At 66.8% G+C, this 26,988-nt stretch carries 25 protein-coding genes; 7 read left to right on the top strand and 18 right to left on the bottom strand.

The annotated features are described in order from the left end of the window. Positions 1–3 precede the first annotated feature (3 nt). The 7 genes from C6A86_RS09370 to C6A86_RS09340 form a co-directional block, all read right to left on the bottom strand. On the bottom strand, positions 4–1,059 hold the full coding sequence (locus C6A86_RS09370) for an acyl-CoA dehydrogenase family protein (RefSeq protein WP_105364925.1): 1,056 nt from the start codon (positions 1,057–1,059) through the stop codon (positions 4–6). Positions 1,060–1,062: 3 nt separating this feature from the next. Further along, a complete protein-coding gene (locus C6A86_RS09365) occupies positions 1,063–1,899 on the bottom strand; it encodes an amidohydrolase family protein (protein ID WP_311101094.1) in 837 nt (278 codons plus the stop codon). Then, complete coding sequence (locus C6A86_RS09360; protein WP_105362958.1) at positions 1,896–3,515, bottom strand: acyl-CoA synthetase; 1,620 nt, start codon at positions 3,513–3,515, stop codon at positions 1,896–1,898. The genes C6A86_RS09365 and C6A86_RS09360 overlap by 4 nt, the downstream gene beginning before the upstream one ends. Positions 3,516–3,523: 8 nt before the next feature. After that, positions 3,524–4,771, bottom strand: coding sequence for an amidohydrolase family protein (locus C6A86_RS09355; RefSeq protein WP_105362957.1), 1,248 nt, complete (start codon positions 4,769–4,771; stop codon positions 3,524–3,526). A gap of 13 nt (positions 4,772–4,784) precedes the next feature. Then, complete coding sequence (locus tag C6A86_RS09350; RefSeq protein WP_105362956.1) at positions 4,785–5,606, bottom strand: enoyl-CoA hydratase; 822 nt, start codon at positions 5,604–5,606, stop codon at positions 4,785–4,787. Between the two features lie 100 nt (positions 5,607–5,706). Then, positions 5,707–6,504, bottom strand: a complete 798-nt coding sequence (locus C6A86_RS09345) for an SDR family NAD(P)-dependent oxidoreductase (protein ID WP_105362955.1) — start codon at positions 6,502–6,504, stop codon at positions 5,707–5,709. 23 nt (positions 6,505–6,527) lie between these two features. Beyond that, positions 6,528–7,289: a crotonase/enoyl-CoA hydratase family protein gene (locus C6A86_RS09340; RefSeq protein WP_105362954.1), complete on the bottom strand. Its 762-nt coding sequence runs from the start codon at positions 7,287–7,289 to the stop codon at positions 6,528–6,530. Between the two features lie 211 nt (positions 7,290–7,500). On the opposite strand from C6A86_RS09340, the gene C6A86_RS09335 reads away from it, so the two are divergent. Beyond that, positions 7,501–8,247, top strand: coding sequence for a TetR/AcrR family transcriptional regulator (locus tag C6A86_RS09335; RefSeq protein ID WP_105362960.1), 747 nt, complete (start codon positions 7,501–7,503; stop codon positions 8,245–8,247). A gap of 8 nt (positions 8,248–8,255) precedes the next feature. On the opposite strand, the gene C6A86_RS09330 is transcribed toward C6A86_RS09335, so the two are convergent. The 3 genes from C6A86_RS09330 to C6A86_RS09320 all read right to left on the bottom strand — a co-directional run bounded on the left by C6A86_RS09330 (position 8,256) and on the right by C6A86_RS09320 (position 11,156). Further along, positions 8,256–9,431, bottom strand: coding sequence for a thiolase family protein (locus tag C6A86_RS09330; RefSeq protein WP_105362953.1), 1,176 nt, complete (start codon positions 9,429–9,431; stop codon positions 8,256–8,258). 74 nt (positions 9,432–9,505) lie between these two features. Further along, complete coding sequence (locus C6A86_RS09325) at positions 9,506–10,405, bottom strand: enoyl-CoA hydratase/isomerase family protein (protein WP_199196156.1); 900 nt, start codon at positions 10,403–10,405, stop codon at positions 9,506–9,508. After that, complete coding sequence (locus tag C6A86_RS09320) at positions 10,398–11,156, bottom strand: FadR/GntR family transcriptional regulator (protein ID WP_105362952.1); 759 nt, start codon at positions 11,154–11,156, stop codon at positions 10,398–10,400. The genes C6A86_RS09325 and C6A86_RS09320 overlap by 8 nt, the downstream gene beginning before the upstream one ends. A 91-nt stretch (positions 11,157–11,247) precedes the next feature. On the opposite strand from C6A86_RS09320, the gene C6A86_RS09315 reads away from it, so the two are divergent. Genes C6A86_RS09315 through C6A86_RS09290 form a run of 6 tightly spaced genes read left to right on the top strand, consistent with a single transcriptional unit; the run spans position 11,248 to position 17,952 of the window. Continuing rightward, entirely contained in the window at positions 11,248–12,042 is a 795-nt protein-coding gene (locus C6A86_RS09315; protein WP_105362951.1) for an enoyl-CoA hydratase/isomerase family protein, read from the top strand. A gap of 8 nt (positions 12,043–12,050) precedes the next feature. Beyond that, positions 12,051–12,854, top strand: a complete 804-nt coding sequence (locus C6A86_RS09310) for an enoyl-CoA hydratase/isomerase family protein (protein WP_199196155.1) — start codon at positions 12,051–12,053, stop codon at positions 12,852–12,854. Positions 12,855–12,856: 2 nt separating this feature from the next. After that, positions 12,857–13,630 (top strand): enoyl-CoA hydratase/isomerase family protein, encoded by a 774-nt coding sequence (locus C6A86_RS09305; protein ID WP_199196154.1) that lies wholly within the window; start codon positions 12,857–12,859, stop codon positions 13,628–13,630. Beyond that, on the top strand, positions 13,630–15,063 hold the full coding sequence (locus C6A86_RS09300) for a class I adenylate-forming enzyme family protein (RefSeq protein ID WP_105362948.1): 1,434 nt from the start codon (positions 13,630–13,632) through the stop codon (positions 15,061–15,063). Before C6A86_RS09305 ends, C6A86_RS09300 begins: the two co-directional genes overlap by 1 nt. Further along, positions 15,060–16,499, top strand: a complete 1,440-nt coding sequence (locus C6A86_RS09295; RefSeq protein WP_105362947.1) for a class I adenylate-forming enzyme family protein — start codon at positions 15,060–15,062, stop codon at positions 16,497–16,499. The genes C6A86_RS09300 and C6A86_RS09295 overlap by 4 nt, the downstream gene beginning before the upstream one ends. Continuing rightward, positions 16,492–17,952 carry a class I adenylate-forming enzyme family protein gene (locus C6A86_RS09290; RefSeq protein WP_105362946.1) on the top strand — a complete coding sequence of 487 codons (1,461 nt, stop codon included), beginning with the start codon at positions 16,492–16,494 and terminating at the stop codon, positions 17,950–17,952. Before C6A86_RS09295 ends, C6A86_RS09290 begins: the two co-directional genes overlap by 8 nt. On the opposite strand, the gene C6A86_RS09285 is transcribed toward C6A86_RS09290, so the two are convergent. From C6A86_RS09285 to C6A86_RS09250, 8 genes are all read right to left on the bottom strand, one after another. Next, positions 17,929–19,116: a CaiB/BaiF CoA-transferase family protein gene (locus tag C6A86_RS09285; protein WP_105362945.1), complete on the bottom strand. Its 1,188-nt coding sequence runs from the start codon at positions 19,114–19,116 to the stop codon at positions 17,929–17,931. The genes C6A86_RS09290 and C6A86_RS09285 overlap by 24 nt on opposite strands. A gap of 38 nt (positions 19,117–19,154) precedes the next feature. Next, positions 19,155–20,822 (bottom strand): DUF222 domain-containing protein, encoded by a 1,668-nt coding sequence (locus tag C6A86_RS09280; RefSeq protein WP_311101093.1) that lies wholly within the window; start codon positions 20,820–20,822, stop codon positions 19,155–19,157. Positions 20,823–20,984: 162 nt separating this feature from the next. After that, positions 20,985–21,878 (bottom strand): alpha/beta hydrolase, encoded by an 894-nt coding sequence (locus C6A86_RS09275; protein WP_105361477.1) that lies wholly within the window; start codon positions 21,876–21,878, stop codon positions 20,985–20,987. Continuing rightward, entirely contained in the window at positions 21,875–22,474 is a 600-nt protein-coding gene (locus tag C6A86_RS09270; protein ID WP_105361476.1) for a TetR/AcrR family transcriptional regulator, read from the bottom strand. Before C6A86_RS09270 ends, C6A86_RS09275 begins: the two co-directional genes overlap by 4 nt. Continuing rightward, the gene (locus C6A86_RS09265; protein ID WP_311101218.1) at positions 22,471–23,814 is read right to left on the bottom strand and encodes an NAD(P)-binding domain-containing protein; all 1,344 of its coding nucleotides are present in this window, start codon (positions 23,812–23,814) and stop codon (positions 22,471–22,473) included. Before C6A86_RS09265 ends, C6A86_RS09270 begins: the two co-directional genes overlap by 4 nt. A gap of 74 nt (positions 23,815–23,888) precedes the next feature. Next, a complete protein-coding gene (locus C6A86_RS09260) occupies positions 23,889–24,572 on the bottom strand; it encodes a GntR family transcriptional regulator (RefSeq protein WP_105366093.1) in 684 nt (227 codons plus the stop codon). Continuing rightward, on the bottom strand, positions 24,556–25,746 hold the full coding sequence (locus C6A86_RS09255) for an acyl-CoA dehydrogenase family protein (RefSeq protein ID WP_105366092.1): 1,191 nt from the start codon (positions 25,744–25,746) through the stop codon (positions 24,556–24,558). Before C6A86_RS09255 ends, C6A86_RS09260 begins: the two co-directional genes overlap by 17 nt. 27 nt (positions 25,747–25,773) lie before the next feature. Further along, positions 25,774–26,988 (bottom strand): acetyl-CoA C-acetyltransferase, encoded by a 1,215-nt coding sequence (locus tag C6A86_RS09250; RefSeq protein ID WP_105366091.1) that lies wholly within the window; start codon positions 26,986–26,988, stop codon positions 25,774–25,776.

Below are 26,988 nucleotides of genomic sequence, written 5' to 3'. Positions count from 1 at the left end.
CTCTTACACCCCTGCCGTTTCGCGCGCGGTGACGATCCGCGCGATGTGTACTGCGGTGGCGCCCGGGTCGCCGCCGGCCAGCGCCCAGCCGCGGGCCCGGACCAGGTATGCGGTGGCGGCGGCCTCGGCCGACACCCCGAGCCCGCCCTGTACGTGCACCGCCATCGTGGCGGCCTTGGCGGCCTCCTCGGCCATGAACACGAACGCCGACGGCGCCAGTTCGGGCCGTTCCGCGGGTTCGTTGTCGAGGAACCAGGCCGCGCGCCGGGCCAGCCCACGGCCGCTCTGCACGGTGATGGCGATATTGGCCAGCGGGTGCGAGATGCCCTGCAGGGTGCCGATCGGCACGCCGAGGGTGTAGCGGGACTTGGCGAATTCCGCGGCGATGGTCATGGTCTCCTCGACCAGGCCGACCAGCGCGGCCGCCGTCAGCAGCCGCCACTCATCCAGTGCCCGTTGATATTCAGCCAGGGCGCCGGGACCACTGGCCAGCACCACGCGGCTGTCGGCCGCGGCCGGGTCCACCCAGGCCATCGGCAACTTGCCGATATTGTCCACCTTGGCCGGCGGGCTGGAGTAGCCGAGCTGCACGACGTCGTCACCGTCGCGGACGATGATCTGCCCGGCAATCGCCCCGGCCGGAATCAGCCGCGGGCCACAGGGCGCCACCTGTTGTGCATCCAGCGCGACCAACGTCGTGCCCGCGACGATGCCGTCGGCGTCATCACCGGCCAGCGCGCTCAGGCGCGCCAGCAGCCGCGCGGCCACCACGTGGTCGATCCACGGTACCGGAGCCAGGTAGCGGCCGATCTCCTCGGCGACCAGGGTGAGGTCGACCAGCGTGGCCCCGTCACCACCGACCGATTCGGGCAGGCCCATGGTCGTTGCGCCCATGCTGCACAACCGTTCCCACAGACTCTTGTCGAATCCACCGGCCTCGGCGGCGCGCACGGTCTCGATATCGGAATGCGTCTTGAAGAACTGCCGGTACGCGGCCTGCAGGTCCTTGTGGTCCTCGGTCAGGCTGTAGTCCAGCCTGCGCAATTCGTAGCGGTCCATGGTTTAGCTCCCCTCGTTCTCGCCGAAGAAGAACTCGGCAGCGTTGTGGTAGAGGTAGTTCTCCAGCACCTCGGCCGGCAGATCCAGTGCCCGCGCCTCGGGCACCACGCGTTCCATCCGCAGCACCGGATAGTCCGAGGCGAAGATGATCTTGTTCGGCCCGCGGGTACGCATGTAGTGCAACAGGCTGTCCGGCAGCCGTTTCGGTGACCACGCCGAGGTCATCAGCCGCAGGTTCTGGTACTTGAGCAACATCCGGATCGCGACGTCCCACCACGGGTCCGCCCCGTGGATCATGCACAGCTTCAGCTCGGGGAAACGCACGCACACCCGGTCCAGGTGGATCGGGTTCTGCACCTCACCCGGGATCGGCGGGCCGGGCATGCCGGTGTTGACGCACAGCGGCAGTTCCAGCTCGGCGCATTTGGTGTAGAGCGGGTAGTAGACCGCGTCGCTGGGCGGATACTGACCGTCGGCCCAGAAGCTTGGTCCGACAACGGTGTAGGCGACCGGTAGGTCTTTGGTGATGGCGGCCAGTTCGCGCAGCGACGGGATGGGCCGCAGCAGGTTGACTCCGCCCATCGCCAGCGCGAACCGCTCCGGATGGGACTCGACGAATGTGCGCGCCGTCACCGAGGGTTTGGCGAGTGAGTCCATCAGGATCGCCTTGCGCACCCCGTGGGTATCCATCTCGTCGAGCAGCGCCGCCAGGTCGATCGGGTCGTACATGGACGTCGGGCCCTTGAAGTAGTCGTCGCGCACCTTCGTCATGAAGGTGGGCTGCTGCTCCGTCTCGCCGAAATGCACATTGGCCAGGCAGTCGATCACTTTGTGGGTCATACCCGCACCTCTCCAGACGCCACATTCTTCGCCCACCGGTAATCGGCCTTGCCGTTGCCGAGCCTGCGGACCTGCTCGACGAAGAGCACATCCTTGGGCGCCTTGAAACGCGCCAGCACCGTGCAGCTGTGCTCGCGCAACATCGCTGCGGTCATCGTGGCGTGCGGGTGCAGCGCCACGATCGCGACGATCTCCTCGCCCCACCGCTCACTGGGCCTGCCGACCACCAGGGCATCGACGACGCCGGGGTGCGCCCGCAGGGCCGCCTCGACCTCCTCGACGAAGACCTTCTCCCCGCCGGTGTTCACCACCAGCGAGTCCCGGCCGTAGAGCCGCAGGCTGCCATCGGAGTCCAGCGCCGCCCGGTCCCCGGAGATCACCACCCGTTGGCCGCCGACCTCGGGGAAGGTCTTGGCGGTGGCGTCGGCGTCGTCGAAGTACCCCAGCGGTATCCGTCCGTTGCGGGCCACCCAGCCCACCTCGGCCTCACCGGGTTCCAGGAAGCGCGTGTAGTCCTCGGCGAGCACCAGACCACCGGGCCGCAACTGGAAGGTGTCGGCGGTGTCGGTCTGGCGCTGGGTGTGCCCGAAACCCATGTTGCCGGTCTCCGAGGAACCGAAGCCGTTGATGATGGTGATCTGCGGGAGGTGATCCAGCAGGGCCCGTTGATGTTTCGGGTTGGTGGCCGCGCCACCGGTGCCGATGGCGAACATCGAGGACAAGTCATAGGAACGCGTTGCGAGTTCGTCGACGATCGGGGCGGCGTACGCGTCGCCGACCATGGTCATCAGCCCGACCTTCTCGCGCTCCGCGGTCTCCAGCACGTTGCGCGGATCGAACTTCGGCTTGGTGTCGTGCAATACGACGGTCTGCCCGGACAGCAATCCGGAGAAGGCCGTCCACAAACCGGCCGCGTGCATCAGCGGTGAGACGGCGAACCACGGCGGCCCGGCATGGGCGACCTTGTCGTGGATCTCGCCGACCTCGTCGTGGTCGGCCCCATTCATGGAGGACACGTAGATGTCACCCTGGCGCCAGAGCACACCCTTGGGCCGGCCGGTGGTGCCCCCGGTACAGATCATCAGCAGATCATCCGGCGACGGCACCGCCGTACAGTCCGAATCGCTCTGGGCCAGCGCATCATCGAGGCGCACCGCACCGGGAAGTTCGTCCCCGTCCCCGTCCCCGTCGCCGTCGTCGACGGAGATCAGCAGATCGGCCTGCAGTACCGAAGCGAACGTGGCGCCCAGCGAGCGGTGATAGATGATCGCCCGCGGCCGCAGGTAGGCCAGCAGGTCGGCGACCTCGCCCGGCGAGTAGTAGTAGTTGACGTTGACCGGCACCGTGCGGGCCTTCAGGCACCCGATGACCATCTCCGGATACTGATCGTTGTGCATGATCAGCGCGACGCGGTCCTGCCCGCACTCCCACCGGTTCAGTTCATCGCGTTCGCGGTGTGCGCCGAGTCCGCGCCCGGCCAGGAAGTTGGCCAGCCGCCGGGTCTGGTCCGCGCTCTCGGCGAAGGTGGTGCGCCGAGTGCCGCACACCGTCATCTCCCGGTCCGGGACTGCCTGGGCGATCGCGTCGATGACGGCGCCGATGGTCCATTCGGTCATTGCGGTGGCTACACCGACACCAGGTGCGAGACGCCGGGGGCGATGCGGGTGACGTCACCGAGCAGTTCGAGTGCGTTGTCACGCATCACCTTCCGGGTGTCCTCGAGGCTGAACTCGGGGAACTGCGGGATATCGGCGGTGAACGTGGTCGGGTCGGCCAGGCCCTCGCCGTGCGGCCAGTCCGAACCGAACAGGATCTTGTCCACCCCGATGGTGGCGGCCAGCAGCTTCACGTCGTCCTCGTAGTACGGCGCGATCCAGACGTTGTTGCGCAGCTGCTCCACCGGGTCCTCCTTGAAGTGGTACGGCGCATTGTTGGCCGCCTTCTTGAGGCGCTTGATCAGCCGGTAGACGAAGTAGGAGCCGTTCTCGATGCTGGCGACCTTCAGCGTGGGGTGCCGGGTGAATACCTGGTGCACGATCATCGAGGCCATGGTGTCGTGGATGGCGCGATCGTCCATGATCACCATGTCCAGCGGGTCGCGCTTGCCGAATCCCTTGAACACCCCGCTGCCACCCCACAGCGCCGGGATCGCCATGTACCCGGAGTCGGACAGATGGAACACCACCGCGACGCCGGCCTCGGCCAGCCGGGCCCAGACCGGGTCGTGTGACGGGTCCCCCAGCGACCGCGGCTTGGCCACCCCCGGCACCGGAGCCGGGCGCACGCAGACCAACTTGGCACCCCGGCCGATGACGAATTCGGCCTCTTGGACCGCCTTCACGGGATCGGCGAGCGAGATGATCGGCGCGGAGATGAAGCGTCCGTCGGGCCGCTCGAAGCCCCAGTCCTCGTCCAGCCACAGGTTGAAGGCGTGCACCGAGGCCATGGTGGCCTCGATATCGTGCTTGAGCCCTTCCTCCACACCGCAGGCGAACGTCGGCAGCATGAACACCGTTTCGAGGTGCTGACGGTCCAGCACCTGCAGCCGGGCGTCGCGGTTCTGGTACTCGGGATGCTCGGAGAGCCGGTCGACCTTCATCAACGACGCGGGGTCGACGCCCTCGGGGATTTCGCCGCGGAACAGCAGGTCCAGGCACCCCGGCTCGATGATCGGGTCGAAGGTGGGGTTGGGAATGAAGTGGTTGACCGTCCCGCCGAACACCGCCAGCGTGCGCTTGCCGTCCTGCACCATCTGCACACCGCGGCTCTTGAACTCCTTGGGCAGGTGCCGGGTGAAGGCGTCGATCGGCTCGTAGTAGTGGTTGTCGACGTCGACGGCGAGGTACGGCAGACGCTCCGGTGTGTCAGACATGTCAGTCAACCTTTCAAAGCTGTTTCAATGCAGGGAAGTTCGGCGGCCGTTTCTCGAAGAACGCGGTGATGCCCTCGACCAGATCGGGTCGCACCATGGACTCGTGCATGAGGGTCTCGGCACGCGCACTCACGTCGGTGACCGCGTCGTTCGCGTCGCCGTAGAGCTGGCGCTTGATGACCGCCATGGACGCCGGTGAACAGTTGCGGGCCAGATCCTCGGCGTAGGCCAGGGCGGTGGGGAGCAGATCTTCCGGCGCCACAACCTCTTTGACCAGGCCGAGCTGGGCGGCCTCGTCGGCGAGGAAGGTGCGCCCGGACAGCAGCAAGTCCGCCGCCACACCCCAACCTGCCAACCGGGGCAGGATCCAGGTGATGCCGTACTCGCCGATCAGTCCGCGCCGCGGGAAGGCGGTGGCGAACTTGGCGCCGGCGGCGGCGAACCGCACATCGCACATCAGCGCATGGGTCAGGCCGATACCGACGCAGGCACCGTTGATGGCCGCGATCACCGGTTTGCGCAGGGCGGTCAGGAAGTGCGGGTGTCGTTCACCGACGATCTTGCTGACATCGGTGTCCCCGCTGATCGACGCGCCGAGATCCTGCATGGCGCCCATGTAGGCGCCGGCACAGAATCCGCGGCCGGTGCCGGTCAGCACGATGGCCCGCACCGCATCGTCGGCCTCGGCGCGGTCGAAGGCCGCATAGACCCCCCGGGAGATATCGGCCCCCCAGGAGTTCAGCCGCTCCGGGCGATTGAGCGTGATGACGGCGACGCCACCCGCCGCGATTTCGTAGAGCACGGCATCAGTACCCACGCTGTCGGCGATGGTCACCGGTCACCCACCTCCCGCTGAAGCATACTTACTGTATACCTATCGGTAGTGCATTCCGCAAGTGCCCTGATGCGCCGCGACCAGCGAAAACTCGACGAAATCAGATGAAGTCGCTACCGCCGTCGACGTTGATGTTGGCGCCCGTCATGTAGGAGTTGCGTCTGGACGCCAAAAACGCGGCGACGGGCCCGATCTCACTGGTCAGTCCGGCGCGCGGCAGGTGGGCGGGATGACCGAAGTGCTCGTCGATGGCTGACATCAACGCATACGGGTCGCTCCCGTCCACACCCACCGAACGGGCCCAGCCCAGCAACGCCTCCGAGGAGATGCTGCCCGGGGACACCACGTTCACCATGATCTCGTCGGGCGCCAACTGCAGCGACAGGTTCTTCGAGACGCTGTTCACCGCCGCCTTGGCCGCGGTGTAGGCCGGCAGCCGGGTGCTCTGCCGCTGCGTCGAGTGCGCCGAGAAGTTCACGATGCGCGCCCATTGCGCCCTGCGCAGCAACGGAAGTGCGGCCCGCACGCAGCGCACCATGCCCAACAGCCCGGCGTCGAAGGTCTCCTGCCACTGCCGGTCGGTCAGCTCTTCGAAGTTGCCTGCCGCGCCGGGGCCGACGGTGTTGATGAGTGCGTTGAGCTCCCCGCCCCAGCGCTCACCCAGGTCGGCGAAGACCCGCCGCACCGCGGCGTCGTCACCGATATCGGCGACGATCGCCACGGCGTCCGGACTCCCCCGCAGGGCCAGATCCGCCGCGGCGGCGTCGAGCACCTCGGCCGAGCGTCCGATGATCGCCACCCGGGCCCCGTCATCGGCCAGGCACTGCGCCGTCGCGAAGCCCATGCCACGGCCACCGCCCACGACGACGGTTGCCGCACCGGCGAACCCGAGATCCATTGTGCCGCCCTATTCGTCGACGATCAGCTCCCGGACCAGTTCGGCTTGCGCTTTTCGGCGAACGCGGTGGCACCCTCGATCGCATCCTTGGAACCGAACACCGGACCCATGATCTCGTTCTGCTTCTGCCACATCTCGCTGCGGCTCCACTCGCCGGACTTGACGATGATCTCCTTGGTCGCCGCCACCGCCAGCGGACCGTTGGCGGTGATCTTCTCGGCGAGTTCCAGCGCGCCCGCGAGCGCCTCGCCGGGCTCGGTCAGCTTGTTGACGAAGCCCCAGGCGAAACCCTGTTCCGCGGTGAAGTTCTCACCGGTGAGCGCGAGTTCCAGCGCCTTCTGATACGGGATCCGGTGTGGCAACCGCAGCAGTCCCCCGCCGCCGGCGACCAGCCCGCGCTTGACCTCGGGGATACCGAACTTCGCTTCCCGGGACGCCACGATGAGGTCGGTGGCCAGCACCATCTCGGTGCCGCCGGCCAGTGCGTAGCCCTCGACGGCGGCGATGACGGGTTTGCGGGGCGGCCGCTCGGTGAAGCCGATACCGCGCCCCTCGACATAGGGCAGCTCGCCGGAAGCGAAGGCCTTCAGGTCCATCCCGGCGCTGAAGTTCCCGCCGGCGCCGGTGAGGATCGCCACCGACAGCTCCGGGCTGTCATCGAGCTCATCCATCGCGGCCGCGAGGCCTTGTGCCACCGGCAGATTGAACGCATTGCGCGCCTCGGGCCGGTTGATGGTGATGACCAGGGTGCGGCCCCGGCGCTCGGTCAGGATTTCATCGGCCACTCTCGGGTCCTCGCATTCAGCTGAACAATGGGGCGGGTCAGATACCGGAAAACATTACTATAGTCATTACGGTAGCCGGCCGAGAGCGCCGTATAGCCCACCCGAGAACGCGCGTACCGGCGTCGACGGTATGGCTACCGGTAAGCTTGACGGTTCACTGGCCGGCCCCGGAAAGTGAACCGCAGCATCGATCGCGAAAGAGGTGCCCGCCGTGGCGAAGCAACCGGTTGCCGAGAAACGACAGCGCCGCGAGCGCGGGTCGATCAACCCCGACGACATCATCAAGGGCGCCTTCGAACTCGCCGAGCAGGTCGGGATCGACAACCTCAGCATGCCGCTGCTCGGTAAGCATCTGGGCGTCGGCGTCACCAGCATCTACTGGTACTTCCGCAAGAAGGACGACCTGCTCAACGCGATGACCGATCGCGCGCTCAGCGAGTACGTCTTCGCCACCCCGTATGTGGAGGCCAAGGACTGGCGCGAGACGCTGCGCAACCACGCTCGCACCATGCGCAAGACCTTCACCGGCAATCCGATCCTGTGCGATCTGATCCTCATCCGCGCCGCGCTGAGCCCGCGCGCCGCGAAACTCGGTGTGCTGGAGATGGAGAAGGCGATCTCAGGACTGGTCGAGGCCGGATTGAGCGCCGAAGATGCCTTCGACACCTACTCGGCTGTCACGCTGCACGTCCGGGGTTCGGTCGTGTTGCAGCGCCTCGCGGAGAAGAACACGGGCGAAGAAGGGCCGGGCGCCTATGACCAGAGGATGGTCATCGATCCGGAGGTCGCGCCGTTGTTGGCGCAGGTGACCAGCGAGGGCCACAGCTTCGGGGCCTCCGACGAGAACAACTTCGAGTTCGGCCTGGACTGCATCCTGGAGCATGCGAGCCGCCGGCTCGAGAGCGGCCGAAAAGCGAAAACCCCGGCCCCGAAGGGCCGGGGCAAGTCCACCGGGTAACTCAGCCCTTAGACCTCGATCACCAGGCCGCCGCCCTGACCGCCACCGGCGCACATCGCCGCCACGCCGATACCGCCGCCGCGACGCTGCAGTTCGTAGATCAGGGTGGTGACCATCCGCGCGCCGGAGGCGGCGATCGGATGACCCAGGCTGCAGCCGCTGCCGGAGAAGTTGACGAGTTCCTCGTCGAGGCCGTACTCGCGCACCGCCGCCACGGGCACCGAGGCGAACGCCTCGTTGATCTCCCACAGTGTCACGTCGGAAGGCTTGAGCCCGGCGCGGTCGAGAACCTTGCCGATCACCTTCACGCCGCCGAGTCCGGTGTCCTTGGCGGGCACGCCGACCGAACCCCACGCCCGCACCTTGGCGAGCACATTGAGGTTCTCCGCGGCCGCGTAGTCGTCGGCGACCACCGCGACAGCAGCGGCAGCATCATTGGTGCCACTGCTGTTGCCCGCGGTGATGGAGAAGCCTTCGATCTCCGGGTGCAGGACTTTGAGGCCGGCCAGCTTCTCCACGGTGGTGTCGCGCCGCGGGTGCTCGTCGACGCTGAACTCGATGACCGAACCGTCGGGCTGGGTCACCTTGAGCGGCACGATCTCGTCGAGGAACTTGCCCGCATCCTGCGCGGCGACCGCGCGCTGATGCGAGCGCGCCGCCCAGGAGTCGAGTTCCTCGCGGGTCAGTCCGTAGGACTGCGCGGTGTTCCATCCCACGGTGATGGACATGTCCCGGGAGGGCGCATCCGGAGCCTCCGGGTGGATGGGCGGCAGCCAACGCTCCTCGAACTTGAGTTCCGGGCCGGGAATACGCTGATTCATCAGCGGCGTCATCGACAGCGACTGCACACCGCCGGCGATCAGCGAGCGCTCCATCCCGGAGCCGATCTGGGCCGCCGCATTGCCGATGGCGGTCAGACTGCCCGCGCAGTGCCGGTTCACCGCCTGCCCGGGTGCATTCTCGAAACCCGACAACAGTGCGACGTACCGCGCCAGGTCGCCGCCGCCGTAATGCGACTCGGCGATGATGATGTCGTCGAGGGCCGACGGATCGATGCCTGCGCGCCGGACCAGTTCGGGCAGGACCGCGCCGAGCAGCACCTCAGGCGGGGTGTTGACCAGGGTCCCCTTGAAGGACCGGCCGATGGCGGTGCGGGCGGCACCGACGATCACGGGTTGGGGCATGTCTTTCCGCCTTTACGATATCCAGTGTTTATGTAAACGTAGCACCCACTGTAGGCGCTCCGTTGCGGGGTTGGCTACTGCGGTTCGGGCACGTGGAAATGCTCGTCACGCAGCCGGAACGCCTCCTTGGTCCCGTGCTGGGCACGGGTCTTGACGAAGTTGAACTCTCCCGGCGAGAACTGCAGGTTGGTCCCATAAGCGTGGAACATGTAGCTGGCCACCTCCTCGCCCGCATAGGCCTGGCTCTGCTCGACCCACCGGAACGCCTCCTTGGCGATGACGACGCCGTCGGCCGGCATCTTGGCGGCCTTCTGCGCCCAGTACCGGGCCCGGGCCGCGACCTTGTCGGCATCGCAGGTGTCGGTGAAGACCCCGAGGTGCTCCACGGCGCCGGCCTCGATGATGTCACCGGTGAGCAGCATGCGACGCGCGAGCACCGGACCCAGCCGGTGGAAGAACATGTGCAGGCTGCCCAGCGCCGGACCGAGGAAGCGGGTGGCGGGCATCCCGATCTTGGTATCGCGGGCGATCACCGAGATGTCGGTCATCAGCGCCATCTCGAATCCGCCGCCGAGCGCGTACCCGCTGATCTCGCCGACGGTGACCTTCGGGAAGCCCAGAAAGTTGTGATAGAAGTCGAAAGACTTGCGGTCCACGGTCAGTCGGCGGCGCTGGCTGGGCCGGGATTTCCTGGGTGCGGACTCCTTGGCTCCAGCACTTTGCTCTTCGCGCGAGCGCTCATCGCCATACCAGCCATAGGCATTGTTCATGTCCGCACCAGTGCTGAACACGCCCTCGGCGCCGCGCAGCAGCACCACGGTGATGTCGTCGTCGTCGGCCACGGTATCGAGGTGGCGCGCGATCTCATCGCGCATGGCCGCGTCATAGGAGTTGCGCTGCTTCGGGTTGTTGAAGGTGATGGTGGCGATGCGGTGATCCGCATCGACCTCGAAGAGCACCCGGTCGTCAGTCATGCGAAATCAGCCTCGCTTCAATCGTTTTGTCGGTTCCGGCGGCCAGCGTGGTCCGCCGGGCCGCGGTGAGATGGTCGGCGGCCAGTTTGGTGGCGCGGGCGACGTTGCCGTCGGCGATGGCGTCGAGCAGACGCTGATGATCGCGTAGCGCGGCACGCATCGTGCCTTCGTGCATATCGTCGCCCCATACCGCCGACTCGTGGGTGGACCAGATCAGTTCCAGCGAGCCGATCAGCAGGATCATCGGTTCGTTTCCGCAACGCGCCACCAGCACCTCGTGGAAGCGGCGGGCATTGCGCACATACTGCGCGGTATCGGCGAACTGGGCTGCCTGGGTGTCGATTTCGGCCTGTAGCTGAGGCACCACCTCGGTAGCCCGGTCCGCACGGGCCGCGCACATGCCCGCACAGATCGGCTCCAGGTGCAGCAGGGCACCGCTGACGTCGGCCGGCGTGGCGGCGCGGGTCTGCAGCACCATGCCGATCATGTGCGCCGTGCGTTCCGCAGACGGCAGTTGCACCACCGCGCCGCCCATGTTGCCGCGCCGCACCGAGACCAGGCCGTCGGTCTCCAGCAGGTGGATCGCCTCGCGTAGCGCCGGTGGGCTGACGCCCAATTCGGAGAACAGGTTCTCCTGGGTGGGCAGGATGTCACCGGCGCGCAGCCGCCCGGACAGGATGTCGTCGCGCAGTTTGGACGCCACGATCTCGGCAACCCGTGGCTGCCGGATGCGCCGGGCGCGTCCTTCCATCGACGACCTTTCCTTGCTAACTTGTACAAGATAGTAACCGCATCGCCTACTGTATGGGCAACTGTATGGATGAGGAAAGGCCGGGTGCCAGGTGAGCGACGGTTCGGTGACCACCTCCCGCAGAGACTCCGTCCTGCGGATCACGCTCGACCGGCAGTCACGCCGAAATTCCCTGGACCACCAGATGATCGACGATCTGGTCGGCATACTGACTGCTGCCGCCAGCGACGATTCGCTGCGCGCCCTCTTCATCACCGGCGCCGGTGACCATTTCTGCACCGGTGCGGACTGGGTGTCCACGAACAGTTCCGGGGAGCGCCCCCGCACCGGCGACCTGGTCCGGCGCATCCCGCACACCGCGCATCGGCTGATCGAACTCGTCGCCACCATCCACCTACCGGTGGTCTGCGCTGTCCGCGGCTGGGCCGTCGGTCTGGGCTGCAACCTGGCCCTGGCCGCGGACTTCACCGTCGCCGACACCGGAGCCACCTTCTGGGAGCCGTTCATCTCCCGCGGGTTCAGCCCGGATTCGGGTTCCACCTGGCTGCTCCCTCGGCTGGCCGGCGTGGCCCGCGCCAAGCGGATGCTGTTGCTCGGCGAGAAGGTCAGCGGCACCGATGCCGCCGACTGGGGGCTGATCCACAGCGCGGTGCCCGCCGACGAGGTGGAGACCGCCGCCGATGAGCTGCTGGCCCGGCTTTCCAGTGGACCGACGGTCGCCATCGGGCTGGCCAAGCAGGCCATCGCCTACGGCCAGCACGCCACTCTGCCCCAGTCCATGAATCAAGAGCTGTCCAATCTGGAACTCTCCTGCCGCACCGCCGATTTCAAAGAGGGCCTGGCCGCGTTCCGGGAACGCCGCGACCCCGACTTCCAGGGACGCTGAGAGGAATCATGAGCTACGACACGATCACCTATGACGTCGACGGCCACAAGGCCACCATCACCATGAACCGGCCCGACGCGCTGAACGCGTTGTCGCCGCACATGATCACCGAACTGCGGGCGGCCTATCAGCGAGTCGAGGACGACGACAACGTGTGGCTGATGATCGTCACCGCCAACGGGCGGGCGTTCTGCACCGGCGCCGATGTCAAGGAGATCCCCGGCGACGGCAAGGTGCTCAACGAACGCCCGTACCTGTCCACCTACGAACAGTGGGAGGCCCCGCAGGAGGGCACCCCACCGTTTCGGACCATGACCAAACCGGTCATCGTCGCCGTCAACGGAATCTGTTGTGGCGCAGGGCTGGATTGGGTGACCACCGGTGATATCGTCATCGCCTCCGACAGGGCCACCTTCTTCGACCCACATGTCAGCATCGGCCTGGTCGCCGCGCGCGAGATGGTGCGCCTGGCCAAGGCACTGCCCCGGTCGGTGGCTTTGCGGATGGCGCTGATGGGCAAGCACGAGCGAATGACGGTGCAGCGGGCCTACGAACTCGGGCTGATCACCGAGATCGTCGAACACGAGAAGCTGCTGGCGCGTGCGCACGAGATCGCCGACACGGTCAATCTCAATGCGCCGCTGGCAGTACGGGGTACCCGCCTGGCCATCCACAAGACGCTGGATCTGCCGTTGCACGAGGGGGAGATCCTGGCCGAGACGTTCCGGGAGCGGGTCACCCGCACCGAGGATGCGCTGGAGGGGCCGCGCGCGTTCGTGGAGAAGCGCACGCCCAACTGGCAGGCGCGGTAGGGGTGGACACCATCCTGCTCGACCTGAACCACGGCAGCCACGTCGCCACCGTGACGCTCAACCGCCCCGAATCGCTGAATTCGTTCAACCGCGCCATGTGCCATGAGATGCGCGATGCCTGGCACACCATCAAGGATGACGAGGCCATCCATGCGGTGGTGCTGCGCGCCGCCGGTGACCGCGCCTTCAGTGCCGGCCTGGACGTGAAATCCAGCTATGGACAACCCGAGATCGTCTGGAACCACGAGGATCCGGGCGAGCTGCTCAGCCCCAAGTGGCAGAAGATGTGGAAGCCGGTGGTCTGCGCGGTGCAGGGCATGTGCACCGCGGGTGCGCTGTACTTCGTCAACGAGTCCGATGTGGTGATCTGCTCGCAGGAGGCCACCTTCTTCGACTCCCATGTCAGCGCCGGGCTGGTGTCGGCGCTGGAGCCGATCGGACTGATGCGCCGTATCGGTCTCGGCGACACCCTGCGGATGGCGTTGATGGGTAACGACGAACGGGTGAGCGCCGATACCGCGCTGCGGATCGGTCTGGTCACCGAGGTGGTGCCCCGAGACATGTTGTGGAACCGCGCCGATGAGATCGCCACCGCCATCGCCGCCAAACCGCCGACCGCGACCCAGGGCACCGTCAAGGCCATCTGGGAGTCGCTGGACAAGCCGTACCGCGCCGCGATGGACCACGGTCTGATCTACACCCGGCTGGGCAACCCGATCGCCAAGGAGGAGCTCGCGGCACGACCGATCCCCAAGACCCCGCCGCGGATCCGTTGATGTCCCATCCGCTTTCGCAACGCATCGGCACCGTCCTGGATCTGGATCCGTCGGCGCCGGCGCTGCAGTACGAGGGTCGGTGGTCCAACTGGGGGCAGCTCGCCATGCTGGCGCGCCGCATCGGCGCGCTCACCGGCCCGGTTCGGGTCGGGATCATGCTGCGCAATCAGCCCGCCCATGTCGCCGCGCTGCTCGGCGTGCTGGAGACCGGCGGCACCGTCGTGGTCATCAACCCGTCGCGCGGTGATGACCGCACCCGCGCCGATATCGCTGCGCTCGTGCTGCCGGTGGTCATCGGCGTCGCCGACGATATCGCCAACCTGCTGACACCGGCATTCACCGGCACGGTGATCACCATCTCCGATCTCGACACCGCCCCCACCGAGGAGCTGGGCACCACCATCGATGACGCCCGACGCCCGGGAGTCGCGGTGTGGATGCTGACCAGCGGCACCACCGGCCCGCCCAAACGGGTCGACCTCACCTACGACATGCTCGCCCGCAGCGTGCTGGGACGCCAACCGTGGCAGGCGCCCACCGAGCTGCGACGCGGGGTGGCGATCGTGAACTCCCCGCTGGTGCACGTCGGCGGGGTATTCCGGATCCTGCTGTGTATCAGTGAGGCCCGGCCGTTCGTGCTGCTGCCCAAGTTCGAACTGCAGCGCTGGGCCGCCGCGGTGCGCGAGCATCAACCCCGCGCGGTGTCGCTGGTGCCGGCCGCGCTGCGGATGGTGTTGCACTCCGCACTCACCCGCGACGATCTGGCCGGCGTACGCGCGGTCACCTCGGGCACCGCCCCGTTGTCCGCCGACGACGCCGATGCCTTCACCGCCAAGTTCGGCATCCCGGTGCTGACGTCCTATGCGGCCACCGAGTTCGGCGGCGGCGTGACCGGTTGGACGCTGGCCGATCACCAGCAGCACTGGCAGGCCAAGCGTGGCAGCGTGGGCCGTGCCAATCCCGGCGCACAACTACGGGTGGTCGACGAGGCGGGTCACGTCCTCGGCCCGGACGAGCAAGGGCTGTTGGAGGTCATTCCCGCACAGATGTCGTCTGGGGACTGGATCCGCACCACCGACCTGGCGCGCATCGACGCCGACGGATTCGTCTGGATCCTCGGCCGCGCCGATCAGGCCATCATCCGGGGTGGTTTCAAGGTGATGCCCGACGATGTGCGCACCGCGCTGGAAAGTCACCCCGCGGTGCGCGGCGCTGCGGTCATCGGCCTGGCCGACGAACGTCTCGGCGAAACCCCGGTCGCCATGGTCGAATTGCGCGGCCAGGCCACCGCGGACGAGCTGTCCGAATTCCTGGCCACTCGGCTGGCCCGCTACGAAATCCCGACCGACATCGCCATCGTCGAGGTGATCCCGCGCACCCCGTCCGGCAAGGCCGATCTCGGGGCGGTACGAGAGCATTTCACCACCTCGTGATCGAGTCACTGGTCGACCTGCTCCGCCGCCGAGCGGACCATCCCCTGCTGATCTGCGATGACGAACGGCTGACCTACGCCGAGGCAGATATCCGGTCCGCAGACCTCGCGCGTGGCCTGGTCGCGCTGGGCGCGGGCAAGGGCACCCACGTCGGGCTGCTGTACCCCAACGGCGCGGCGTTCGTGGTGGGGATGCTGGCCGCCGCGCGTATCGGTGCGGTGGTGGTGCCGTTCTCCACCTTCCAGACCGCCGCGGAGTTGACGACCCAGCTGGTCGACAGCGACACCGAGTTCCTGTTGGCGGCGCGGTCTTTCCGTCAACACGATTACGAGCAACACCTCGCAGGGATCGCGGCGCCGTGCCTGCGCCACGTGCTGTTCGACCCGCCATCGGCCGCCGAACCGGACCTGACCGGGCTGGAAGCCGACGTCGACGGCTGCGATCCGCTGGCGATCGTCTACACCTCGGGTTCGACCGGCCCGCCCAAGGGTGCGGTGCACACCCACGCCGGGCTGCTCGGGCATCAACGCAATCTCAACGAGATCCGCGGACTCTCCGAGTCGGACATCTTGTTCTGCACTTCGCCGTTCTTCTGGATCGGCGGTTTCGCGTTCGGCCTGCTCGCCACCATCGTGGCCGGGTCCACACTGGTCTGCTCGAATGCCACCGATGCCGGTGAAACCCTGGATCTGCTGGAGGCGGTGCGCCCCAATGTCACCAACGGCTTCGCCACGGCCGTCGCGCATCTGACCCGTCATCCCAGTTTCGTCGACCGGGACCTGTCGACGCTGCGCCGCGGGAATCTGTACCCGATCATGGCGCCGGATGCCCGTCCGGCCGATCCCGAGTTGCGGCACAACATGCTGGGGATGACCGAGGCCGCCAGCGTGCTGCTGATCGACGGCGACGAGTCCGATCAGCCCGAGCACCGGCGCGGCAGCTTCGGCCGTCCCGCGCCGGGGTTCGAGACCACGGTGCTCGACACCGGTGAGCTCTGTATCCGTGGGCGTTATGTCATGCAGGGCTATTACGGACGCAGCCGCGAGGAGTGCTTCGACGCCGACGGCTGGTTTCACACCGGCGATCTGGTGCGCGTCGACGAGGACGGCTACTTCTATTACCTGACCCGTGCCGGGGCGATGATCAAGACCGCGGGAGCCAATGTCACCCCCGGCGAGGTGCAGAAAGCTCTCGCGGCGCAGGGATTCGTCGCCCACGTGCTGGCTCTGCCCGACGCGCAGCGCGGGCAGATCGTGGCCGCCGTGATCGTCAGTGACGGTCCGGTCGACACCGAGGCGCTCCGCCGGGCATTGCGGGAGACACTGTCGTCCTACAAGGTGCCCAGACGGTTCGCGATCTGCCGCCCCGCCGATGTCCCCATGATGTCCAGTGGCAAGGTCGATCTGCCCGGGCTGGTGAAGCTGTTCGATGACTGAGACCATCGATGAGCTGATCCGCGCGCGGGCCACCGACAGCAAGCCGATGATCATCGATCCCGACACCCGGATCAGCTACGCCGAACTCGATTCGAGCACAGTCGCGTTGGCCTCGGGTTTGCTCGGCGCCGGCATCGGAAAAGGCACCCGGGTCGGGCTGATCATGCCCAACAGCGCCGACTGGGTACGGATCGCGCTGGCCCTCACCAGGATCGGCGCGGTGCTGGTGCCGCTGAGCACACTTCTCACCGCACCCGAACTCACCGGACAGCTGCGTACGGCCTCGGTCCAGCACCTGATCGCCGTCGAGGAGTTCCGCGGCCGGCGCTACGCACCGGGGCCGGTGGCATCCCTGCGCCGGGTGTGGACGCCGAGCGAGGTGCTGGCATTGCGCGGCAGGGCAGCGTTCCCACCCGTGCGGCCCGCCGACCCGTTGGTCATCATGTTCACCTCGGGCAGCAGTGGGCCACCGAAGGGCGTTCGGCATTCCCACGGCAGTGCGCTTGCCGCGGTGCGTTCCGGGCTGGATGCACGCCTCATCACCGAGGACACCCGGCTGTATCTGCCGATGCCGTTCTTCTGGGTGGGCGGTTTCGGGGCCGGGATCCTGTCCGCGCTGCTGGCTGGGGCCACGTTGGTGACCGAGCCGATCCCGCAGGCCGAGTCGACGCTGGAATTGCTTCGCCGCGAGCGGGTCACGCTGTTCCGCGGTTGGCCCGACCAGGCGACGGCGCTCTCCCATTTTCTGTTGGCACCCCTGCCCGACCTACGGGTGGGCAGTCTGGAGGCGTTGTTGCCACCGGAGAGGCGCTCGGCCCCGGGGGCGCGGGCCTCGCTGTTCGGGATGACCGAATCGTTCGGGCCGTACTGCGGGTTTCCCGCGGACACCGATATGCCCGAATCGGCCTGGGGCAGTTGCGGGAAGCCGTTCGCCGGGATGGATGTGCGGATCACCGATATCGAATCGGGTGAGCGGCTGCCCGCAGGCGAGGTCGGCCAGATCCAGATCCGCGGACCGCACGTGCTGCGCGGGATCTGCCGGCGCGGCCGCGAGGACGTGTTCACTCCGGACGGGTACTACCCCACCGGTGATCTCGGGCTCCTCGATGAGGACGGATTCCTGTTCTACCGCGGCCGGTCCGATGACATGTTCAAGGTCAGTGGGGCCACGGTGTACCCCAGCGAGGTGGAGCGTGCGCTGCGGGCGATCCCCGGAGTACGGGCGGCGTTCGTGGTCGATCTCGCCGGCTGCGTCGCCGCTGCCGTGGTGACGAGCCGGTCCGCCGCCGAGTTACGCACCGCGGCCAGGGAAACGCTCAGCGCCTTCAAGGTCCCGACGGTCTGGTCGATCCTGGACAGCGAGCACGCGGTTCCCTTCGGCGCCACCGGTAAGCCCGACAAGCACCGGATCCGCGAGATGCTCGCGGCGTCACACGATGGCGTCCGCCCGTAACCCTGCTATCTGCGCGGCGTCATAACCGATCTCCCCAAGCACCTCATCGGTGTGCTCGCCGAGCAGTGGGGCGCGGCGCCGGATGCTGCCGGGTGTAGCCGACATCCGGAACGGGGTCTCGATGATCGGCACATCGCGGGAGGCGCCGGGAAAGGGCACTCGCTTCAGGTAACCCATGGCCTGGATGTGCGGATCGTCGAGCACTTCCTGAGTGGAAAGCAGCGGCGCGGCGGGCATCTTCGCCTTCTCCAGGAGTTCGAGGACCTCGGCCTTCGTCTTGTCGGCACACCACTGCGACATGATGTCGTTGAGGACATCGCCGTTCTCCCAGCGGATATCGTCGTCGGCGAAGCGCGGGTCGTCGAAGAGTTCCGCACGGCCCATGAGAATGCACCACCGTTTGAACATCGGCTGACCGGCCACCTGTAGGAGCACCCACTGATCGTCGGCGGTGCGATACAGATCGCACGGGGCCACCGAGGCGCCCTTGTTGCCCATCCGCGGCTTGTCGGTCTGCAGGAGTTCCCGCTCGATGAGGAAGGCGTTGGACAGCATCAGCGCAGTCGGCAGCAGGGCACCCTCGACGTGCTGTCCTTCCCCGGTGCGGTCCCGGTGGTAGAGCGCCATCATGACGCCGATCGTCAGCGTGAGCGCGGTGCCGAAGTCGTTGTAGGGCACCACGGTCCGGATGGGTTGGTCGGGCAGTCCCTGCCGGTACACCGCGCCAGACATGACCTGGCCGGCGCCGTCGAAGCCGACCTTGGTGCTGTACGGGCCGCCCTCACCGTAGGCGGTGGCGCTGGCCAGGATGATGTCCGGCTTGACGGCGCGCAGCGTCTCGTAGTCCAGTCCGCTGGCCCGCATCCCGGCGGACGGCATATTGGCGACGACGATATCGGCGCGTGCGACCAGTCGGCGGGTGATCTCCGCGCCCTCCGCGCTCGTGGAATCCAAAGTCAGGGAACGCTTGTTGCGGTTGCACTGCAGGAAGGTGCCGCCCTCACCGCCGTCGGTGACGGCCTGGACCCACCGGTCCTCGCCGCCCTCACGTTTCTCCACGCGCAGGACGTCGGCACCCATATCGGCCAGGATTGCACTGCACCAGGGCGCGGCGATGAATCGGCCGTAGTCGAGTACCCGTATCCCGTCGAGGACCCCTGGCATGGTTGAACCCACCTTCGTCGAATATCCGACTGTAAGTATTACAGTATGGGTTCTTCGTCATCCAGTCCCGGTCGCAGCTCTGGCGGGAAGAGTTCTTCGGGGTGGAAGTGGTGGTTGAGGGTGTCGCCGCCGGTGTCCATCAGTGGTGGTGGGTGCCAGTGCACGCGGCCGGTGACGGGGTCGATGGTGTTGGTCCAGCCCAGTTCGGCGAGCTGGTTGTCGGGTCCGCAGCCCAGCCCGAGGTCGGGTGCGTCGGTGAGTCCGCCGTTGTTCCAGCTGGGGTTGGCGTGGTGGGCCTGGCAGCGACACGCCGCTTGGGTGCAGCCGGGTCGGGTGCAGCCACGGTCCCGGTTGTAGAGCAGTAGCCGTTGGGCTTTGGTGGCCAACCGTTTGGAGCGGCCCATGTAGAGCGGTTCGGCGGTGTGGTGGCGGTAGACGATCAGGTAGTGGTGGGCGTGTTCGGCCAGCCGGATCAGATCCCGCATCGGCATGAGGGTGCCCGATCCGGTGACCGCGATCCCGGCGGCGGCCTCCAACTCTTTGAGGGTGGTGGAGACGACGAGGGTGACGGGTAGGCCGTTGTGTTGGCCGAGCCTTTTGGACATCAGGGTGTCGCGTAGGACGGCTTTGATGGCGTCGTGGTTGCGTTGGGCCTGGGTGCGGGGGTCGCGCAGAAATTCGTCAGGGTCCCACTTCACCGGTGGGCCGGCGGTATCGCACACCTCGGGTTCGGGTTCGGATACGTCGGACATCTCGGGTTCGGGTTCGGATACGCCGGACATCTCGGGTTCGGGTTCGAGTTCACCGTCACTATCGGCGCCGGCCTTGTCCTCGTGCGCGGCCTGGTCCCGGGCCGGCGGCTGGGGCTCGACACCCTCGTCGTCCACACCCTTGTCGTCGACAACCGCGTCGTCGACAACCGCGTCGTCCGCAGCGTCGTCTTCCAGTGGGTTGGGCACCGGATTCTGCTGGGGCTGCTCATCGTCGGGGTTGTTGATGCCCGGGCGTGCCCAGACGTCGAGGATGGTGCGCAGGTAGGCGGCGAATTCGGCGTCCACCCAGCCCGACACCTTGGCCATACCGTCGACGTCCTGGGGACCGATGCTCAGCCCGCGCCGGTGGCGTGCCGGGTCGGGGCCATCACCGTCGGGGTTGATCAGAGCCAGCGCGTGATCGGCGGCCTTCTGCACCGTCTCGGGGGTATTGGTGGTGGCGATATCGACCAGTGTGGATTCCAGTTGCCCGCGCGCGGTGGCATCCAGGCGGGCCGAGGCCTTGTTCAGCGTGGCCCGGATGATCGCGATGTGCCCGCTGGTGATGGCCCCGGCGGCCAGCGCGGCCGCGCATGCCGCCAGCACCGGCTCCAACACCTCACCGGTCATGGTGTGCCGCGGCCCCAGATCGCGGGCGGCGGTGATGCGCCGGGCAGCTTCGGTGGCGCTGAGGCGGTCGCGGGTGGCCAGCACATCGGTCCAGGTTTTGCCGCCGATCTCATGCGGGGTGGCCCGATCCATCAGGGCGGCCAGGATCCGGTGATCGACCGCGGTATCGGCGCGGGCCTGCTGCTCACGCTCAGACAACAGGCCCAGCAGTTCGGCGGTGTCGAACATCGCGAAATCGGCGTCCAGCAGCGCCTTGACCGATGCGGCGCGATCGGACAACGCGTGCTGCACCGCGTCCCGGCCGCCGACCACATCACTGTTCATGACTCGAACATACGTGCGACCACCGACAAAACCGGCCAGGAAGTGACCGATGTGATCAATGAGTCCAAAGAAAATTCTGAGACTCGGCTGTCGCTCGAAAGTCACTGACAGCCGGGCACTTTCGCACCCGAATATTTGCGGGCGCGAGTGATCGAGGGACGATCAGACCGGAGCGAGCACCCGCCGCAGAAACACCAGTTGATCCTCGACGGTCTTGTCGAACCACTCGTTGCCCGGCCAGACGTCGAAGTGGTCGCAGGCATACCGATGCACCTGTGCCCTGGCCAATTCCGCGGTCTTGGCCACCGCGCCGGCGGGGACGAACCGATCGAAGTCGCCGATCTGCACCAATGCGGGGCACGAAATCCGACGGACCGCGGCCTTGACGTTCATCCGCCCCAACTCCATGCCCACCGAGGAATCGATCTGGTTGCGCCAGGTCGGCCCGGCCATCGCCAGATAGCTCTCGTAGGCCCCGGACAGCGTGAGCGCGCCGGGCTCGCCCGGCCTGCCGACGATCGGCATCAGCGTCGCCGCACCGCCCCGGGCCACCGACACCTTGCTGCGCACCCCGGTCGCGGTCCACCGCAACGCGGTCAGCACATCACGCTCACCGATCGCGGCCCGGCCGGCAGCCAGCCCGCTGGTCAGCGGGGTCAACGCGATCACCGCGGCGATATCGTCCCGGTCACCGGCAACCTGAAGGACATGCCCGCCCGACATGGATGCACCCCACAGCCCGATCCTGTCCCGATCGACATCCGGTAGGTCCGCCGCCGCGGCGATCGCGCTGTGGAAGTCGGCCAGTTGCCGTTCCAGCGAGATCGTCTGGCGCGGAGAGCCTTCGGACGCTCCGAATCCGCGATAGTCGAACGCGAACACGTCGATACCGGCCGCGGCGAACCGTTCCGCAAATGGTTCCAGGCCAGAGTCCTTGGTGCCGCCGAATCCGTGCGCCATCACCACGACCGGTCGCGAATGCTCACCGGATGCACGAAAATGCCACGCACTGCAACGTGTTCCGTGCGAGGTGAAGGACAGCTCCTGATAGCTCATCGATTCTCTCCATAGATCGTGCTCAACCACACCGCGGCCGCCCCTTCGATCAGCTGCGCACGCGTCAGCGACCCGCCCAGGATGAACCGCTCCAGCATTCGGTCGTTGAACTCCAGCAGCACCGCCGCGAGGACCGCTGGCTCGGGAGCGGAGCCGGGCCGCTCCGCCCGGATCATCTCGGCCACCGACGGAATGAACGCATCGCGCGCGTCGTCCCAGATCTGCCTGACGGTGGAGCTGGAACCGCGGGCCTCCAGCATCGCGCCGAAGACATGCCGGTACCGGTCGCTGCTGTCGAAGAGCCCGTTCAACATGGTGTACACCCGGTCGCGCGGCGCCCCGTCGCCGGTGGTGAACTCCTCGTTCACGACGAAGATCTCGGTGACCAGACGCTCCATGAGAGCCCCGACGGCGGCCGCCTTGTTCTCGAAGTAGAAATAGAAGGCCGAGCGCGTGACACCGGCCTGCGCGGTGATCTCGGCGACGTTGATGGTATCCAGGCTGGATTCCTGCAGCCATCCGTCCAGTGCATCGAGGATGGCTTCGCGCCGTTCGTCGCTGCGGAGCGACGGCCGGCGATCCGTCGGCGACCTCACGCGGGTACCGACACGGGGCGCGACGCCGCACGCTTGATCCCGGCCGGGATCTCCTTGGTGCGGATATCGTGCTCGTAGTAGAAGTAGTCCACCTGCTGGGTGTGTCGGGCCCGGTTGGTGCAGTGCCCAGCGTGCAGCTGCTGATCGGCGTCGATCACCCGCTCCATCTCATCGGCAGCCGGTAGCACGTACCTCCCGGCGGCGTAGGCCGCGAGCAGCCGCGATTGGCATTCCACGAACGGGAACAGCGTCGGAATGGCCTGAGCGAAACCGATGAAGACCAGATCCTCGAAGCCCGGCTTGAACATCCGCTTGTACAAGCGGATCTGGTTCTCGGGCGCGCTGATCAGATCGGGATCGAAGAACGGGAAGGTGATGTTGTATCCGGTGGCGTAGATGATGACATCGAACACGTCCGATGTCCCGTCGTCGAAGTGCACGGTGTCCCCGTCCAGCAGCGTGACATTCGGCTTCGGGATCACGTCGCCGGAACCCAGTCGCAGCGGTAGTTCGACCGACTGGGTCGGGTGTGCCTCGAAAAGTTTGTGATTGGCCGCAGGTAGGCCGTACTTGGTGGGATCAGCGCCCACCAGGGGGGCGAATGCCTGCGCGGCCCTACGTTGCCAGGACAGTGGCAGGTACGGCGTCGTCTTGAAGATCTTGTCCCCGGGTTGCCCGGCAAGGTATTTCGGGACGATCCAGGCGCTCGACCGCGTCGACAGCGTCACCTTGTTCTGCATTGCCTTCGACGAGAGTTCGACGGTGATATCGGCGGCGCTGTTTCCGATTCCGATGACGAGAATGCGCTTGCCGGTCAGCGCCAGCGGGGTCTGCGGATCGATGTAGTGGTGCGAATGGATCGATTCACCGGTGAAGGTGCCGGGAAACTCGGCCCACCGCGCATCCCAGTGATGTCCGTTGCCGACGACGAGCAGATCGAACTCCCGCTCGGTGCCGGACTGGTCCTCGATCAGCCAGCCACCACCGTCGCGCCGGCGGGCGTGGCGTACCGCGTTGTTGAACTCGATGTTCTCCAACAGGCCGAAAGCCTCGGCATAGGAGTCCAGGTAATCCTTGATATCGCTGTGGTGCGGGAACGACGGAAAGTGGTGGGGCACCGGAAAGTCCTTGAACGACAACCGATGCTTGGAGGTGTCGATGTGCAGTGACCGGTAGGCGCTGCTCAACCCGTTGGGGTTGCCGAACGCCCAGTTGCCGCCGACGCGGTCGGAGATCTCGAAGGTCGTGTACGGAACGCGGTAGTCCTTGAGCATCTTGCCGGCGGTCAACCCGCTGATACCTGCACCGATGACCGCTGTACGCGGCAGGGTTCGCACCACCATCACTCCTCGGGTCGCTGTGATGGGCGACACTACCGAGGGTTCTGACGCGCGTCAATAACTACTGACGTACGTCAAATGGGGCGGATGACCCCCAGCTTGGTGAGGTGCTCGCACAGCGGCGCGACCCCGATGGTGAAGTGTTCGGCCATCGCAGCGCGGGCCGCACCGGCGTCGCCACGCTCGAAGGCCGCAATCACCCGGCGGTGATCCTTGATGGACTGAGCGGGCCACCCATCGAGGGTGGGGAACACCGATTCCGGCTGATAGCGGGTGATACCCGACATGAACTGGGTGAGCTTGGGTGAGTCGGCCACCACGTTGATCAGCCGGTGATACTCGTGATTGAGCCGCACCGTGCGGTCCGAGTCGGGCTGCTCGTAGGCCTGCTCCAACTGGTCCTGGATCGCCTTCAGCTCGGAAAGCTGTTCGGCGCTGATGTTCTCGGCCGCCCGCGCGGCCAGCTCTCCCCCGACGTAGGCCTGCACATTGGCGACATCGGCAAGGTCGCGCGCGGTGAATTCGAGCACCATGAAGCCGCGGCGCGGATGCTGAACCAGCAGACCCTCGGCGCGCAGATTCAGCAGTGCCTCGCGCACCGGGGTGACGCTGATGCCGAGGTCGACGGCCAGCTGGTCCAGCCGTAGATACTCCCCCGCCGGGTAGGTGCCGTCGAAGATGCGGCGACGGACCACGCGGGCGACATCGTCGGAGAGTTGCGGCCGGACCGCGAACTCGGCGTCAGACCCGGTACTCATCCAGCAGATTCTTGCTGATGATGGTCTTCTGGATCTCGCTGGTGCCCTCACCAATCAGCAGGAACGGGGCGTCGCGCATCAACCGTTCGATCTCGTACTCCTTGGAGTAGCCGTAGCCGCCGTGGATCCGGAAGCTCTGCTGGGTGACCTCGGCGCAGTACTCGCTGGCCAGGTACTTGGCCATCCCGGACGCGACGTCGTTGCGGTCACCGGAGTCCTTGAGCCGTGCCGCGTGCACCATCATCAGGTGGGCGGCCTCGACCTTGGTGGCCATCTCGGCGAGCTGGAACGCGATGGCCTGGTGCCCGGCGATCGGCTTGCCGAACGTCTCCCGTTGCTGCGCATAGCGAATCGCCAGCTCGAACGCCCGCAGCGCGACGCCACACGCGCGCGCCGACACGTTCACCCGGCCGACCTCGACACCGTCCATCATCTGGAAGAAGCCCTTGCCCGGAAGTTCGCCGAGCACGTCCCCCGCACCGGCACGGTAGCCGTCGAAGATCAGTTCGGTGGTGTCGATGCCCTTGTAACCCAGCTTGTCGAGCTTGCCCGGAATGGTCAGCCCCGGCAGCACCTCGCCGAATCCGGCCGGCTTCTCGATCAGGAACGCGGTCAGATTGCGGTGCGGTTTGTCCGCTCCCTCATCGGTTTTCACCAGTGCGGCCACCAAGGTGGAACTGCCCCCGTTGGTCAGCCACATCTTCTGCCCGGTGATCACGTAATCGGAGCCGTCGCGGACCGCCTTGGTGCGGATCGCCGCGACATCGGAACCCAGTTCGGGCTCCGACATCGAGAACGCGCCGCGCACCTCACCGGTCGCCATCCGGGGCAGGTAGTGCTGTTTCTGTGCGTCCGTGCCGTGCTGGCGGATCATGTACGCGACGATGAAATGGGTGTTGATGACCCCGGATACGCTCATCCAGCCGCGGGCCAATTCCTCCACGCACAGTGCGTAGGTCAGCAGTGACTCGCCCAGGCCGCCGTACTCCTCGGGAATCATCAGACCGAACAGGCCCATCTCGCGCATCTGGTCGACGATGTGCTGCGGGTAGGTGTCGGAGTGTTCCAGCTCCTGCGCGTTCGGGATGATCTCCTTGTCCACGAACTGCCGCACGGTGGCGAGGATGTCGGTCTGCACGTCGGTGAGACCGGGAGTGTGCGCCAATCTAGTCATGGGCGATCCCGCTCCGCTTCTCGCTGGTCATAGCAAAGTCCGTTCGAATACGGCGGCCAGGCCCTGGCCGCCACCGATACACATGGTTTCCAGCCCGTAGCGGGCATCGCGCAGTTCGAGTTCACGCGCCAGGGTGGCGAGCATCCGGCCGCCGGTCGCGCCGACCGGATGGCCCAGCGAGATACCGGATCCGCGCACGTTGGTGCGGTCGAAATCCGCGTCGGTGAATTGCCATTCGCGGGTGCAGGCCAGCGCCTGGGCGGCGAAGGCCTCGTTGAGTTCGATGAGGTCGATATCCGAAAGCGACAATCCCGCCTTGGCCAATGCCCGCTCGGTGGCCGGCACCGGCCCGATGCCCATGATGTTGGGCGCCACCCCGGCCACACCCCAGGACACCAGCCGGACAAGGGGTTTGAGACCAAGTTCGGCGGCACGTTCGGGTGTGGTGACGATGCACATGGATGCGGCGTCGTTCTGCCCACTGGAGTTGCCGGCAGTCACGGTGGCCTCGGGGTCGCTCTTGCCCAGCACCGGGCGCAGCCTGCTCAGCGCCTCGACCGTGGTGTCCGCGCGCGGGTGTTCGTCGGTATCTATGACGGAGTCAGCCTTTCGCGAGGTGACCGTCACCGGGATGATCTCCTCGGCGAGCACGCCGCTGCGCTGGGCGGCGACGGCCTTCTGGTGCGAGCGCACCGCCAGTTCGTCCTGTTCGGTCCGCGAGATGCCGTACTGACGGCGCAGATTCTCGGCGGTCTCCAGCATGCCGCCGGGCACCGGATAGTGCTTGCCCCCGGCCGTGGTGCGGCCGCGGGCGAGTCCGTCGTGCACCGTCACTCCACCGCGCGACCCGCCCCACCGCATATCGGTGGAATGAAAGGCCACGTTGCTCATCGATTCGGCGCCGCCGGCGACGACGAGATCGTTGTTGCCGCTGGACACCTGAAGGCAGGCCTGGATGACGGCCTGCAGGCCGGATCCGCAACGCCGGTCGAGCTGCATGCCGGGCACGGTGATCGGCAGACCCGCGTCCAGCGCGACCACCCGTCCGATCGCCGGGGCCTCACTGGAGGGATAGCAGTGCCCCAGGATCACGTCCTGCACGGCATCGGCGGGAATCCCGGTGCGTTCCAACAGACCCTGCAGTGCCGCAACCCCTAGGTCCACGGCGGTCAGGGATTGGAACATCCCGCCGTAGCGGCCGATCGGGGTGCGGACCGGCTCGCAGATCACCGCATCAGACAT

Source organism: Mycobacterium sp. ITM-2016-00316, from assembly GCF_002968335.2.
Lineage (GTDB): Bacteria > Actinomycetota > Actinomycetes > Mycobacteriales > Mycobacteriaceae > Mycobacterium.
The sequence above is the reverse complement of the archived record's forward strand: the minus strand, read 5'-3'. Positions and strand labels throughout refer to the sequence as shown.

Coding starts and splice junctions, on each gene's coding strand:
- C6A86_RS09330 (WP_105362953.1), bottom strand. CDS start 9,431: ATGCCCCAACCCGTGATCGTCGGTGCCGCCCGCACCGCCATCGGCCGG.
- C6A86_RS09275 (WP_105361477.1), bottom strand. CDS start 21,878: ATGAGCTATCAGGAGCTGTCCTTCACCTCGCACGGAACACGTTGCAGT.
- C6A86_RS09260 (WP_105366093.1), bottom strand. CDS start 24,572: ATGAGTACCGGGTCTGACGCCGAGTTCGCGGTCCGGCCGCAACTCTCC.
- C6A86_RS09320 (WP_105362952.1), bottom strand. CDS start 11,156: ATGGAAGGACGCGCCCGGCGCATCCGGCAGCCACGGGTTGCCGAGATC.
- C6A86_RS09280 (WP_311101093.1), bottom strand. CDS start 20,822: ATGAACAGTGATGTGGTCGGCGGCCGGGACGCGGTGCAGCACGCGTTG.
- C6A86_RS09365 (WP_311101094.1), bottom strand. CDS start 1,899: ATGACCCACAAAGTGATCGACTGCCTGGCCAATGTGCATTTCGGCGAG.
- C6A86_RS09290 (WP_105362946.1), top strand. CDS start 16,492: ATGACTGAGACCATCGATGAGCTGATCCGCGCGCGGGCCACCGACAGC.
- C6A86_RS09250 (WP_105366091.1), bottom strand. CDS start 26,988: ATGTCTGATGCGGTGATCTGCGAGCCGGTCCGCACCCCGATCGGCCGC.
- C6A86_RS09300 (WP_105362948.1), top strand. CDS start 13,630: ATGTCCCATCCGCTTTCGCAACGCATCGGCACCGTCCTGGATCTGGAT.
- C6A86_RS09355 (WP_105362957.1), bottom strand. CDS start 4,771: ATGTCTGACACACCGGAGCGTCTGCCGTACCTCGCCGTCGACGTCGAC.
- C6A86_RS09325 (WP_199196156.1), bottom strand. CDS start 10,405: ATGACTGACGACCGGGTGCTCTTCGAGGTCGATGCGGATCACCGCATC.
- C6A86_RS09310 (WP_199196155.1), top strand. CDS start 12,051: ATGAGCTACGACACGATCACCTATGACGTCGACGGCCACAAGGCCACC.
- C6A86_RS09285 (WP_105362945.1), bottom strand. CDS start 19,116: ATGCCAGGGGTCCTCGACGGGATACGGGTACTCGACTACGGCCGATTC.
- C6A86_RS09370 (WP_105364925.1), bottom strand. CDS start 1,059: ATGGACCGCTACGAATTGCGCAGGCTGGACTACAGCCTGACCGAGGAC.
- C6A86_RS09360 (WP_105362958.1), bottom strand. CDS start 3,515: ATGACCGAATGGACCATCGGCGCCGTCATCGACGCGATCGCCCAGGCA.
- C6A86_RS09255 (WP_105366092.1), bottom strand. CDS start 25,746: ATGACTAGATTGGCGCACACTCCCGGTCTCACCGACGTGCAGACCGAC.
- C6A86_RS09345 (WP_105362955.1), bottom strand. CDS start 6,504: ATGGATCTCGGGTTCGCCGGTGCGGCAACCGTCGTCGTGGGCGGTGGC.